This window comes from Curtobacterium sp. MWU13-2055, assembly GCF_023242305.1.
Classification (GTDB): domain Bacteria; phylum Actinomycetota; class Actinomycetes; order Actinomycetales; family Microbacteriaceae; genus Curtobacterium.
In genome coordinates this window covers 1-13,115 of the sequence record NZ_JALLIO010000010.1, presented here as the reverse complement: position 1 = coordinate 13,115, position 13,115 = coordinate 1, and the positions used below count along the sequence as shown (strand labels likewise).

The following is a 13,115-nucleotide window of genomic DNA, read 5'->3' as shown; positions in this document are numbered from 1 at the left end:
GCGGCCGCGGGCCTCCTGGCTGTGGAGGAGAACGGACGGAGCTGGTCCGCTCAGGCCAACCAGACCGTCGTCTCGCCGGGGAGGACACCCGGCAGCACGCCGGCCGCGTCACCGAGCGGCCCGGACGCGACCACGACGTCACCCGACGGCATCGGCACCGGCGTCGTGCCGAAGTTCGTGACCGACCGCCACCCGTCGTGCCGGGCGAAGGCCACGACGCCGTCGTCGGATTCCAACCAGGTGAGCTCCTCGCCCTGCTGCAACCGGCGACGCGCGTCCAGCGCTGCCCGGTACAGCGTCAGGGTGGACGTGGGATCGCCGTCCTCCGCCTGCACCGACGACGCTCCGAAGTCCGCCGGCTGCGGCAGCAGCGGCGCGACGTCGCCGAAGCCGAACGACGGCCCGGAGGTCGTCCACGGGATCGGCACGCGGCAGCCGTCCCGTCCCTTCACGGTGTGTCCCGAGCGGAGCCACTTCGGGTCCTGCAGCTGGTCACGCGGGATCGCGGCGGCTTCGTGCAGGCCGAGTTCCTCGCCCTGGTAGACGTACGACGACCCGGGCAGCGCGAGCATCAGCAGGGTCGCGGCGCGGGCACGGCGGAGGCCCCGCTCGCGGTCGAGCTCGGGCGTGGTGCCGTCCGTCAGCAGCCAGGCGTCGGTGTCGGTGTCGTCCGGCAGGCCGTACCGGCTGGCGTGCCGCACGACGTCGTGGTTCGACAGCACCCAGGTGCTCGACGCACCGGACTGCTCGGACGCCGCCAGGTTCCGCTCGATGATGCTCCGGAACGCAGCAGATTCGAACGGCGCCTCGAGCAGGTCGAAGTTGAACGCCTGCCCGAGTTCGGTGGGCCGGGCGTACAGGACGCGTCGCGGTGCCGGTGCCCAGGCCTCGGCGACGGCGGCACGGGGCGGATCGTACTCGTCGAGCACGGTGCGCCAGGACGCGAAGACCTCGTGCACCTCGTCGCGGTCGTACAGCGGGTCGGAGCCGTCGAGCGGCAGCGCGTGCTCGTTCGACGGGCGGTACGGCGTCGACAGGTCCTTCGCCAGGCCGTGTGCGACGTCGACCCGGAACCCGTCGACCCCGCGGTCCGACCAGAAGCGCAGCGTGTCCTCGAAATCCGCACGGACCTCAGGGTTGGACCAGTCCAGGTCCGGCTGCTCGGGCGCGAACAGGTGCAGGTACCACTGGCCGTCGGGGACCCTCGTCCAGGCGCTTCCGCCGAAGTTCGACACCCAGTCGCTCGGCGGCAGTTCCCCGGCGGGGCCGCTTCCGTCGCGGAACACGTACCGCGCCCGTTCCGGCGAGCCGGGCGCGGATGCGAGCGCCGCCCGGAACCACTCGTGCTCGTCCGAGGTGTGGTTCGGCACGATGTCCACGATCACCCGCAGGTCGTGCTCGTGCGCGGACCGGAGCAGGGCGTCCAGGTCCTCGAGCGAGCCGAGTCGTGGATCGACCGCCCGGTAGTCGGCCACGTCGTACCCGCCGTCGGCGAGGGGCGACGGGAAGAACGGCGAGAGCCAGATCGCGTCGACGCCGAGCGCGGCCAGGTAGGGCACGCGGCTGGTGATGCCCGCGACGTCGCCCAGGCCGTCGGCGTTCGAGTCCGCGAAGCTGCGTGGGTAGACCTGGTAGACGACGGCGTCGCGCCACCAGTCCGGGTTCGTCGTGCGGGGCGTGCTGGCCGGCGTCCGAAGCGTGCTCACGTCGCCACCGTACCCATCGCCACCGTACCCAGCGGTCTGGGAATAGCACGCCGTACGCTCGGATTGGTTGTCGCAGACACCTTTCCGTCCCAGAACAACGTCTCGAACCAGAAGGATCACCATGACGAACGTCCTCGCACTCGTCGGCAGCCTCCGCGCCGACTCCATCAACCGCAAGCTCGCCGAGGCCGCGGCGCACCACGCGCCGGAGGGCATCGAGGTCGCCACGTTCGACGGCATCGTCGACCTGCCGTTCTACAACGAGGACATCGACGGCGACACCCCGCCGGCCGCAGCGGTCGCCTTCCGCGACGCGATCGCCGCCGCGGACGCCGTCCTGCTCGTCACCCCCGAGTACAACGGCACGATCCCGGCCGTGCTGAAGAACGCCCTCGACTGGGCATCGCGTCCGTTCGGCGCCTCGCCGCTGTCCGGCAAGCCGCTCGCCGCCATCGGTTCCGCGTTCGGGCAGTACGGCGGCGTGTGGGCCCACGACGACGCCCGCAAGGTCGCCGGCATCGCCGGCGCGAAGGTCCTCGAGGACGTCAAGGTCGCGATCCCGCAGTCGGTCGTCCGCTTCGCGGAGACGCACCCGCGCGAGGACGCCGAGGTCACCTCGCTCGTCCAGGGCGCGCTGAACGCACTCGCCGACGCCTCGACCGAGCAGGCCGCCGCGTAGAGCGAACGGGTGCGGTCGACCGCACCACAGGACGGACGGGAGGCCCGTGGCGACCCCGCCACGGGCCTCCCGTCCTGCACGCGGGAACGAAGCAGGCACACCCACAGGAAGTCGCTAGACGGCCTCCATACGAGACGGACTAGCCTGTGGCAATGGCAACGCAGGAGATCACCGAGGCGTCCGGGTACTGGTTCCCCGACGACGACGCGACCCAGCGCGGGGTCGCCGTGCTCAACGCCCTGCGACGCTACCGGGCCGCCGAGACCGCGATGCGCCGTCGCACCCGCGACTCGATGGGCATGGGCGAGACCGACCTGCTCGCCGTGCGCTTCCTGCTGCAGTCGCAGCGCTCGGGCCGCAGCGTCAGCCCGAAGGACCTCGCCGCCTACCTCAAGATCTCGTCGGCCTCGACCACGATCCTGATCGACCGCCTGGTGAAGTCGAACCACGTACGTCGCGACCCGCACCCCACCGACCGTCGAGCGCTCGTGATCACCCCGACGACCGAGACCGACGACGAGGTCCGCGCGACCCTCGGCATCATGCACCGCCGGATGATGTCGATCGCCGAGGGACTGCCAGCGGACGAGGCGCGCATCGTCGCGTCGTTCCTCGAGCAGATGCGCGGCGCCGTCGACCAGGTCGACCCGGCACCGGCCCACTGACCGGCGCGAACACACCCGGTGGAACGCCCGGGGGACAGTGCGGTTCCGTGCGCACTGAGAGTGGTCTCGGCCGCACCGCGTAGACCGGAAGGGTCACCGACGCGAAAGGAGCCACCACCATGCACGCTTCGGACAAGATGGCCAAGAACCTCCAGGCGGTCCTCGTGGACCTCATCGACCTGCACCTCCAGGGCAAGCAGGCCCATTGGAACATCCTCGGCACGAACTTCCGCGACCTGCACCTGCAGCTCGACGAGATCGTCGACGCCGCACGCGAGTTCGCCGACGACACGGCGGAGCGCATGCGCGCCCTGTACGCCGTGCCGGACGGACGCTCGAGCACGGTCGCTGCGTCGAGCCACCTCGACCAGTTCCCCGAGGGCGAGATCACGACGCACGACGCCATCGACCAGGTGACGCTCCGCCTCTACCAGGCGACCGGCACCATGCGCGACGTGCACGACGAGGTCGACGAAGAGGACCCGACGACCGCGGACCTGCTCCACGGCTTCATCGAGCGCCTCGAGCAGCTCGCGTGGATGGTCTCCGCCGAGAACCGCGCGCCGAGCACGCCGCTGGCCTCCGCCACGACGCCTGCCGTCGCCGACGCGTCGGCGCACGCCTAGGGGACCGAGTGGACCTCGGCATCCAGGGCAAGACCGCGCTCGTCTTCGGTGCCGACTCCGGCATCGGCTGGAACACGGCTCGCATCCTCCTGGCGGAGGGTGCGACCGTGGTCGTGAGCGACCTCGACCAGGCGCAGCTCGACAACAGCGCCGACCAGCTCGAGGCGCCGCTCGGCAGACTGCACGCGTTCGCCGCGGACGTCACGAGCGCGGCGAGCCTGGCGGACCTGCACGGCAAGGTGCGGGACGCCGTCGGCGCGATCGACATCCTGGTGCAGTCCTCGGGCGTCACCGGCGCCCAGGGGCTGTTCCACGAGATCGACGAGCAGGGTTGGGCCGACACCATCGACGTGGACCTGATGGGTCCTGTCCGCATCACGCGCGAGTTCATCGGCGACCTGCGGCAGGGCGGTTGGGGCCGGATCGTGTACCTCGTGTCCGAGGACGCCTCGCAGCCCTACGACGACGAACTGCCCTACTGCGCCGCGAAGGCCGGGGTCCTGTCGTTCGCGAAGGGCCTGTCGCGCACCTACGCGAAGGAGGGCGTGCTCGTGAACACCGTCAGCCCCGCGTTCATCCACACGCCCATGACGGACGCGATGATGAACAAGCGCGCCAAGGAGACGAACCAGAGCTTCGACGACGCGATCACGAGCTTCCTCGACGAGGAACGTCCCTACATGGAGCTGAAGCGCCGCGGTGAGCCGGAAGAGGTCGCGAACGTCATCGCGTTCCTCTGCTCCGACCTCGCGAGCTTCGTCAACGGCTCCAACTACCGGGTCGACTCCGGCTCGGTCGCCACGATCTGACGCCGGGAGGCACCGTGACCGACTACCGATACCTCATCATCGGCGGCGGGATGGTCGCCGACGCCGCCGCCCGCGGTGTCCGCGAGCTCGACGCCGACGGCACGATCGGCATCCTCAGCGAGGACGTCGACCGGCCCTACGCCCGCCCGGCCCTGTCGAAGAAGCTGTGGACCGACCCGGACTTCAGCTGGGACGAGAAGGTCGACCTGCACACCGAGGAGACCGGGGCGTCGTTCGTCCTCGGCACCGCGGTGACGGGGATCGACCGTGCCGCGAAGACCGTGACCACGGCCGACGGCCAGACCCACGGCTACGAGCGGCTGCTCATCGCGACCGGCGGCAAGCCCCGCGGGTTGCCGGGCCTGGAGCCCTCGGACCGCGTGCTCGACTACCGCAGCGCCGACGACTACCGGAAGCTCCGCGAGCTCGCCGACGCCGGTGCGCACGTGGTCGTCGTCGGTGGCGGCTACATCGGCCAGGAGATCACCGCGGGGGTCGTGCAGAACGGCGCCCGCGTCACCCTGGTCGACCCCGACGACATCGTGGGCGGCCGGATGTTCCCGGACGACCTCGCGCGCGCGTTCCAACAGCGCTTCGTCGACGCCGGCGTGGACCTCCGACTCGGACGTCGGGTCGAGTCCGGCACGCAGACGGCCGACGGGGTCACGCTCACGCTCGACGACGGCTCCGTGCTCGAGGCAGACGCCGTGGTCGCCGGACTCGGCATCGAGCCCGCCACCCAGCTCGCCGCCGACGCCGGCCTGACCGTGCGCGACGGCATCGTCGTCTCGTCGACGCTGCTCACCGACGACGACTCGGTCTTCGCCGCCGGCGACGTCGCCGAGTACCCGGACCGGATCCTCGGGACCCGCCGGGTCGAGCACGTCGACAACGCGCAGCAGCAGGGTCGACAGGTCGGCCGAAACCTCGCCGACGCCGACGAGACCTACGACCACACGCCGATGTTCTACTCCGACGTCTTCGACATGGGGTACGAAGCGGTGGGGCAGGTCTCCACGAAGCTCCGCACCGTCGAGGACTGGCAGGACCCGACCGTCACCGGCGTCGTCTACTACCTGGACGACGACGACACGGTGCGCGGCGTGCTGCTCTGGAACGTGTGGGACAAGACCGACGAGGCCCGCAAGGTCCTCGCCGAGGCGAACTCCCTGACGTCGGACATGCTGCCGGGCCGCATCACGGCCTGACCGGCGCACGGGTCGCCCTGGACGCGACCGACGGGAGGCCCGGTGCCGGTTCCGAGAACCGGCACCGGGCCTCCTGTCCGTCGCGTGCAGTGCCCGGTGTCAGCGGTTCGGGTCGGCCTCGGGTGCGACGGCGTCGACGACCGCCTTGCGGTCGGCGGGGTCGACCGGCAGGTCGTCCCCGTCGGCCATCGCGACCGCGTGGGCGGACTTCGCCGCCTCGAGCGTCTCGTCGTCGTTCTTCGCCATTCCGACCAGTTCGACGAAGCGCGACTTCACGAGCATCCACGCCTCACTCGGGCTCAGACGCGACAGGTCGGACGCCGTCGAGTCGTCGCGCACCCGCTGCAGCGAACCGACCCCGCGGTCCGGCAGCCGGTGGTCGACGTGCGCGACTGCCAGCTGCGCGACCGCGTCGGCCTGGGCGTGCATCACGGAGTGGGCGCCGTCGACGACCTCGCGCAGCACCGCGTAGGGGAACACCCGCGCGAGCCGTCGGATCCAGTCCCGCGGGACCATCGCGTCGTGCTCGCCGCGGACGATGAGGGTGCGCGCCTGCACGTGGGCCGCACGCTCCTCGATCGGGAAGGCGATCATCCGTGGCAGCACCTTCGAGAACCAGTGCCATCCGCACAGCGCGTACGCCGTGATGCCGTGCCACCGGACCGCCGAGGGCTCGTGCAGGGTCGACCGCAGGAACCGGAACGCGGACTGGCGGACCGTGCGCGCGTGCGAGTCGACGACCGGGCTGATGAGCACGAGGTCCGAGATCTCCGGGTGACGCGCCGCGACCTCGGTCACGACCTGGGTGCCCATCGAGTGGCCGACCAGGACCGGGTCGACCAGGCCGAGGTCGTCGATGACCTTCTCGACGGCGTCGGCGTAGCGCTCGATCGAGACCTTCCCGCGGAACCGGGGAACGCCCGCGAAGCCGGGCAGGTCGAGGGCGTGCACCGGGCCGTTCTCGTTGAGGTGCGGGGCGAGCCGCTCGTAGTAGGTGGCCGCGATGCCGAGGCCGGCGACGAGCAGGAAGGCGCGCTCCCCCGGCGCGCCGATCGAACTCACGCGGACGTACGTGCCGTCGACCGCAACCCGGTCCACCTCCACGGTGACGTCGGCGTTCTCGGCCTCCACGAGTTCGCTGGCCGGGTCCGGGGTGGCTGCCGTGCGCTCGTCGTTCACGTGGGTCTCCTCGGGTCGGGCGAGCGCCCACGATACCCGCGGACACCGCCGCAGCGTGCGCTCCCGCCCGGTCAGCCGCTGAAGGTGTTCGCGGGGAACCCGTGCACCCGCGTCGGCACCGCCAGGATCGCCCCCGAGGACGGGTGCTGCTCGAGCTGTTCCTCGGTGAGGTTCTCCCGTGCCGAGGCGACGAACAGCGTCGACATGTCGGGGCCGCCGAAGGCCACCGACGTCACGTTCGGGGTGGGCAGCTCCACGGTCTCGAGGTGCGATCCGTCAGGGCCGTACCGCTCCACCCGGCCGCCGCCGTAGACCGCACTCCACGAGCAGCCCTCGTCGTCGCGGACCAGACCGTCGTGGGCGTGGCCGACGACGAACGGTTCGAGCTCGCCGAGTTCGCCGTCCGGACCGTACGACCCACGGTAGATCGTCGACACACTCGTGTCGGTGACGTACATCACGGTGCCGTCGTCCGACCACTCGAAGCCGTTCGTCACGCCGAAGCCGCCACGGAGCAGTCGCGTCGTGCCGTCCGCCTCGACCGAGTACAGCGCACCGTCCGGCTCGCCCGTCGTCAGGTTCATGCTGCCGACCAGGAACCGGCCGAACGGGTCGCACTTGCCCTCGTTGAACCGGAGCCCGGCCGTGGCGTGCTCGACGCGGGTGAGTTCACGCTCGACCACCCCGTGCTCGTCCGTCACGACGACGGTGTCCCCGAGCGCCGCGACGAAGCCGCCAGAGGCCCGCGGCTGGAAGCTCGCGAGCGGCGGCGGGAGCGGGACCGTCGACACCACGGCGCCGTCGGACTGCGCGGTGACGAGGGTGCCGAGGGTGATGTCGGTCCAGCGGAGCAGCTGCGCCGACGGGTCCCACACGATGCTCTCGGCGAGGACCGCCCGGGCGTCGGAGAAGACGGTCACGGGCCCGGTCGTCGCGCTGGTGTTCATCGGACCGGTCTACCGGCGCCGGCTCCGTGCTCCCTCAGTCGGGCGCGCTGCCCACCAGCTCACGCGCTGGGCGACACCTCACGGGACCGCGGTCGCGTGGAGTGTCGCCTGGCACGAAAGTCCGCAGGCCCCGCTTCGATCAGAGGCGGGCGTACCGCGCGCGGAAGAAGCTGTAGACGCCGAAGGCGAGGAACCCGATGCCGATCGCGACCAGGACGAACACGCCACCGGGCATCGAGCGCACCGCGTCGAACGCCGCGTCGAGGCCCGTCGCCTGCTCCGGGTCGCTCCGCAGTCCGGCCACACCGATGAGCACACCGACGATGACCACGGCGATGCCCTTGCCGACGTACCCGACGACCCCGAGCACCGTGACCACCCGGTCGAGCGTCCCGGACGGTCGGGTGATCTGCTTCCGGAACGTCCGCCGACACCCGATGACCACGAGCCCGATGCCGACCGCGACCGCGATCGCGCCGGCGAGGAGCAGCACGAACACCCCTCCGGGCGTCGCGAGGGTCTTCGCCGCGGCACTCTGCGACGAGCTGCTGGAACTCGACCCGGCGCCGAGGGCGTACGACGCCGACGAGTACGCGATGATGCCGTAGACCACGGCCTTCGCGACGTCCTTCGCCCGGGCGAGCCACCCACGCGTGCTGTCCGACCGGCCGCCGACGACGGCCTCGACGATCAGCCGCACGGTGAGTGCGGCCGTACCGATCGCGATCAGCCAGAGCAGGAAGACCCCGCCCGGCACGGCAGCGATCTGCTGCAGTGCTCCGGACTGGTCGGTCTCACCGCCGGAGGACGCGTTGCCGATGCCGAGCAGGATCGCGAGGTACCCGATCAGCAGGTGGACGATGCCGCTGCCGACGAAGCCGGCGCGAGCGGTCAGCTCGAACCAGCGGCTGTCCGCCGCTCGTCGGACCTGTCGTCCGGTCTCCCGTGCTGCGTGCTCTGCTGTGTCGCTCATCCGGTCAAGCGTGCCCGACGCGGGCCGGTCTGTCCGGGCCGCGCCGGGCAGTGGACGCGGACCGACGTCGGACGGGCGGCGCGGGGGCGGGCTGCACCCGCGCCTCCCGTCAGTCGCCCTTCACGTTGACGACCTGCCGCAGCGTGTGCCGGATCGACACGAGGTCCGACGCATCCGCCATGACCTGGTCGATCGGCTTGTACGCGCCCGGGATCTCGTCGAGGAACGCGTCGGTGTCGCGGTACTCGATGCCGACCATCGCCTCCCGCAGCTGGTCGTGGGTGAAGGTCCGCCGTGCCGCGCTCCGCGAGAACAGCCGGCCGGCTCCGTGCGGCGACGACTCGAGCGACGGCTTGTTGCCGAGGCCCTCGACGACGTACGACGCCGTGCCCATGGACCCGGGGATCAGGCCGGCCTGACCTGCCGTCGCCTGGATCGCGCCCTTGCGGGACACCCACACGGACTTCCCCCAGTGCGTCTCGCGCTGCGTGAAGTTGTGGTGGCAGTTGATCCGCTCCTGCTCGTCGACGGGGGTACCGACGACCTCGGACAGCTGTCGCACGACGCGGTCCATCATCTCCTCGCGGTTGAGCAGGGCGAAGTGCTGTGCCCACCGCAGCTCGGCGATGTACCGGTCGAACTCCGGCGTGCCCTCGACCAGGTAGGCGAGGTCGGGGTCCGCCAGCTGGATCCACCAGCGCTCCATCAGCCGCTTGGCGACCGTGATGTGCCGCTGTGCGATCTTGTTGCCGACGCCCCGCGATCCGGAGTGCAGGAAGAGCCAGACCCGGTCCTGCTCGTCGAGGGAGACCTCGATGAAGTGGTTCCCGGAGCCGAGCGTGCCGAGCTGGTTGCGCCAGCCGCCGTGCGCCTGCGCGGGGTCGAACCCGGCGGCGTCGGCCATCGCCTCGAGCTCGGCGATCCGCGGCTCGGCGGTCGCGACGATCTTGCGGTTCGACGCGCCGGCCGACAGCGGGATCGCGCGCTCGATCTGCTCGCGCAGCTCCTGCAGGTCGTCGGGCAGGTCGGCCTCGGTGAACTGGGTCCGGACCGCGATCATGCCGCAGCCGATGTCGACGCCGACGGCCGCCGGCATGACCGCGCCGAGGGTCGGGATGACGGAACCGACGGTGGCGCCGAGGCCGAGGTGGGCGTCCGGCATCAGGGCCAGGTGCGGGAACACGAACGGCATGCGTGCGGTCGTGCGGGCCTGCTGCTCGGTGTTGTCCTCGAGCATCGAGGCCCAACTCAGCAGCCGGTCGTTGATCTTCTTCATTGCTTCGTCTCGCTTTCAGGACGGTCGTCTGGACGGTCGTCTGGACGGTCTTCGATGACGGTCCGGGACGGTGTCCGGCCTGCGCTCCGGGCGACGTCGAGCGCGACGTGGCGAGGATGAGCAGGACGACGAACGCCCCGGGCCGGGCGGGCACGGGGCGTCGTGGGACGTTCCGTGCCTACGCGGGATAGCGGAGGGACCACTGCTGCTGCGGTTCGGGCAGCACGGCGGTCGCGTCGAGCTGGAGCTCGACGCGTTCCTCGTTGTGCTGCACGGCGCGCATGCGCGGTCCTTCCGGTGTGCCCGGGGCGGGCGTTCCTGCCGGCGGCGTTGGTGCCGCTGGCGTTCCTGCCGGCGGCGTTGGTGCCGCTGGCGTTCCTGCCGTTGGGCAGGAGAGCCACAGTAGTGCGACACGCCCGGGATGCGCAACTCACCCGGGCGTGTCGCGGTCGTCCACAGTCGGGAGGTCCGTCCCGCGTCCTCCACAGCGGGGTACGTCCGCCTGATGGTCGCGCCTCGGGCGCGGGCAGTCTAGGTGCATGACGGAGCGCACCGAAGACACCCTCGACGCGGTCGACACCCACGCACGCACCGACGGCTACGCCCCGCTCCGCACCTACGGAGCGATCGGCGATGGTCGGACCGTCGCGCTCATCGCCCGCGACGGACAGATCGACTGGCTGCCGATCCCCTCGATGGACTCGCCGCCCGTGTTCGCGGAGATCCTCGACGCCGAACACGGCGGCCACGTGGCGCTCCGCCCGGTGGACCGATCGGCCGAGGTCACCCGCGAGTACCTGCCCGGCACCAACGTGCTCGTCACCACGTGGACGACACCGTCCGGGCGGGCGACGGTGACGGACGCGATGGTCACCGGGGTCGCCGGCCGCCTGCCGTGGGCCGAGGTCGCGCGCTGTGTCCAGGGGGTCAACGGGTCCGTGGAGTTCGAGTGGGCCGTCGTGCCCGGCACCCTGCTGGGGACCGCTGAGCCGAAGCGCCTCGACACCGCGAACGGCGCCGTCATCGGCATCGACGGCATCACGATCGCGATCGTCGAGCAGGGGTTCGATCCGGTGGACGACGACCGCCCGCGCTTCTCCGGCCGGTTCACCACCGGCGACGGATCGAAGCACATCCTGACCATCGTGGGCACGCACGACGAGCCGATCTTCATGCCGCGGCCGGAGAGTGCACTCGCCGCGATGGACCGCACGATCGACAACTGGGCGACGTGGTCGGAGGAGTTCTCCTACGACGGCCCCTGGGCCGAGGCGGTGCAGCGCAGCGCCCTCGCCCTGAAGCTGCTCATCTTCTCGCCGACCGGTGCGATCGCGGCGGCGCCGACCACGAGCCTGCCCGAGGACCGGACCGGCGGCAAGAACTGGGACTACCGGTTCGCCTGGGTGCGCGACCTGTCGTACACCGTGCACGCCCTGACCCGGTTCGGCCTGCGCGAGGAGACCCACGCGGCGGTGTCGTGGGTGATGCGCACCATCGCCGAGCACGACGAGGACATGCCGATCTTCTACGAGCTGGACGGCACGAAGAGCGACGACGTCGAGGAGCGCGACGTCCCCGGGTGGAACGGCATCGGCCCGGTCACGGTGGGCAACCGCGCCGGCGACCAGCTGCAGCTCGGGGTCTGGGGTGACGTCTTCGAGATCCTGCGTCAGTACGTGAACGCCGGCAACGTCCTGGACCGGAAGACCGCGGCCGTTTTGCAACAACTCGCCGACGACGCCTGCCACCGGTGGGAGGAACCGGACTCCGGCATGTGGGAGCTCGAGGACACCCAGCACTACGTCACGAGCAAGATCGGCTGCTGGCAGGCCCTCGACGCCGCGGTGGACCTCCACGATGCTGGCATGATCGACGGGCCGCGCGCCAAGTGGGTCGAGAACCGCGAACTGATCACGCAGTGGGTCGCGGAACACGGCTGGGACGAGGAACGCGGTCACTACGTGATGTACCCGGGTTCGGACGCGCTCGACACGTCGATCCTGCTGCACGCGATGAGCTCCTTCGACCGCGGTCCACGCATGGCGTCGACCATCCGGGCGATCGAGGAGCAGCTGCAGCGCGGACCGCTGGTGTACCGCTACTCGGGCATCGAGGACGAGGAGTCGCCCTTCGTCGCGTGCTCGTTCTGGCTCGCTGCCGCGATGGCCTGCACGGGCCGGATCGACGACGCACGGACCCTGATGGACGAGATGGTCGGCCAGGCGAACGACGTCGGGCTGTTCAGCGAGATGATCAGCGAGGACGGCTCGTTCATGGGCAACCTCCCCCAGGGGCTGTCGCACCTGGCGCTCATCCAGGCAGCGCTGACCATCGAGGAGCTGACTGGCGAGGACGACCACTCGGAGTGATCATGGAGGGGTCATGAACGACGTCGATGCACGGATGGACCGGCTCCGCAGGGCCGCTCGCTACCGTTACCAGCAGCTGGTCGACAGTGAGATCGAGCGGGGGTCGCTCGATCCGGACGAGGTGCGTGAGGAACGCCGCCTGCTGAAGGCGGCCGACGTCGCCGCCCACGCTCGGGCGCAGATCGAGGAGGCCGAGCGTCGCGGCGTCTTCGAGGGCAATCCGTACCACGGCAAGCCCCTGCCCGGGAACGACGGGCAGCACGACCCGGACTGGTGGATTCGCTCGAAGATCGAACGCGAGGACATCCGCGGTATCGCTCCGCCTGCCCTCGCACTCCGCACCGAGGACGCGGAACTCGACGATGCCCTCGACGCACTGTCGACGGAGGCCGACGTGCGCGATGTCCTGGTGGACTTCAACGCCCGGGTGAAGGAAGCCCGACGTCAGCTGCTCGGTGGGCCGCCGGTCGTGACGCCGCTGCGGGACGTCGATGACGAGGTCACCGCGTGGCGTGACCGCCGGGAGGCCCGTCTCGCCGCGGCCGCAGCGGCTGCGGCCGCACTGGCGGCCGGGTCTGACGACCGACCTCGTCGGTGGTGGCGCCGGCGTCACTGAACGTGGTGAAGGGCCGTCCCGGTTGCCCGGGGCGGCCCTTCACGAGTGGTGCGGTGGTGCGT

General features: G+C 71.0%; 12 protein-coding genes. 7 read left to right on the top strand and 5 right to left on the bottom strand.

Annotation, left to right across the window (positions count from 1 at the left end):
• Positions 1 to 50: 50 nt before the first annotated feature.
• A complete protein-coding gene (locus M4960_RS16945; RefSeq protein WP_248704897.1) occupies positions 51 to 1,706 on the bottom strand; it encodes a glycoside hydrolase family 13 protein in 1,656 nt (551 codons plus the stop codon).
• Positions 1,707 to 1,827: 121 nt separating this feature from the next.
• Here M4960_RS16945 and M4960_RS16940 point away from each other — a divergent pair, with 121 nt between their 5' ends.
• From M4960_RS16940 to M4960_RS16920, 5 genes are all read left to right on the top strand, one after another.
• Complete coding sequence (locus M4960_RS16940; RefSeq protein ID WP_248704896.1) at positions 1,828 to 2,385, top strand: NADPH-dependent FMN reductase; 558 nt, start codon at positions 1,828 to 1,830, stop codon at positions 2,383 to 2,385.
• A 152-nt stretch (positions 2,386 to 2,537) separates the two neighbouring features.
• Positions 2,538 to 3,050, top strand: a complete 513-nt coding sequence (locus M4960_RS16935) for a MarR family winged helix-turn-helix transcriptional regulator (protein ID WP_123293435.1) — start codon at positions 2,538 to 2,540, stop codon at positions 3,048 to 3,050.
• A gap of 119 nt (positions 3,051 to 3,169) precedes the next feature.
• Entirely contained in the window at positions 3,170 to 3,676 is a 507-nt protein-coding gene (locus M4960_RS16930; protein WP_123339938.1) for a Dps family protein, read from the top strand.
• Between the two features lie 8 nt (positions 3,677 to 3,684).
• Positions 3,685 to 4,485: an SDR family NAD(P)-dependent oxidoreductase gene (locus tag M4960_RS16925; protein ID WP_248704895.1), complete on the top strand. Its 801-nt coding sequence runs from the start codon at positions 3,685 to 3,687 to the stop codon at positions 4,483 to 4,485.
• Between the two features lie 14 nt (positions 4,486 to 4,499).
• Positions 4,500 to 5,693 carry an FAD-dependent oxidoreductase gene (locus tag M4960_RS16920; protein WP_248704894.1) on the top strand — a complete coding sequence of 398 codons (1,194 nt, stop codon included), beginning with the start codon at positions 4,500 to 4,502 and terminating at the stop codon, positions 5,691 to 5,693.
• A gap of 99 nt (positions 5,694 to 5,792) precedes the next feature.
• Here the strand turns inward: M4960_RS16920 and M4960_RS16915 are convergent, their stop codons facing one another.
• From M4960_RS16915 to M4960_RS16900, 4 genes are all read right to left on the bottom strand, one after another.
• A complete protein-coding gene (locus tag M4960_RS16915; RefSeq protein ID WP_248704893.1) occupies positions 5,793 to 6,872 on the bottom strand; it encodes an alpha/beta fold hydrolase in 1,080 nt (359 codons plus the stop codon).
• Between the two features lie 71 nt (positions 6,873 to 6,943).
• Entirely contained in the window at positions 6,944 to 7,819 is an 876-nt protein-coding gene (locus M4960_RS16910; RefSeq protein WP_248704892.1) for an SMP-30/gluconolactonase/LRE family protein, read from the bottom strand.
• Positions 7,820 to 7,958: 139 nt separating this feature from the next.
• Complete coding sequence (locus M4960_RS16905; protein WP_123293429.1) at positions 7,959 to 8,792, bottom strand: DUF1206 domain-containing protein; 834 nt, start codon at positions 8,790 to 8,792, stop codon at positions 7,959 to 7,961.
• A gap of 109 nt (positions 8,793 to 8,901) precedes the next feature.
• Positions 8,902 to 10,068 (bottom strand): RtcB family protein, encoded by a 1,167-nt coding sequence (locus tag M4960_RS16900; RefSeq protein WP_123937339.1) that lies wholly within the window; start codon positions 10,066 to 10,068, stop codon positions 8,902 to 8,904.
• Positions 10,069 to 10,607: 539 nt separating this feature from the next.
• Between M4960_RS16900 and M4960_RS16895 the strand changes: the two genes are divergently transcribed.
• The gene (locus M4960_RS16895; RefSeq protein ID WP_248704891.1) at positions 10,608 to 12,437 is read left to right on the top strand and encodes a glycoside hydrolase family 15 protein; all 1,830 of its coding nucleotides are present in this window, start codon (positions 10,608 to 10,610) and stop codon (positions 12,435 to 12,437) included.
• Between the two features lie 13 nt (positions 12,438 to 12,450).
• The gene (locus M4960_RS16890; RefSeq protein ID WP_248704890.1) at positions 12,451 to 13,053 is read left to right on the top strand and encodes a DUF1992 domain-containing protein; all 603 of its coding nucleotides are present in this window, start codon (positions 12,451 to 12,453) and stop codon (positions 13,051 to 13,053) included.
• Positions 13,054 to 13,115 lie beyond the last annotated feature (62 nt).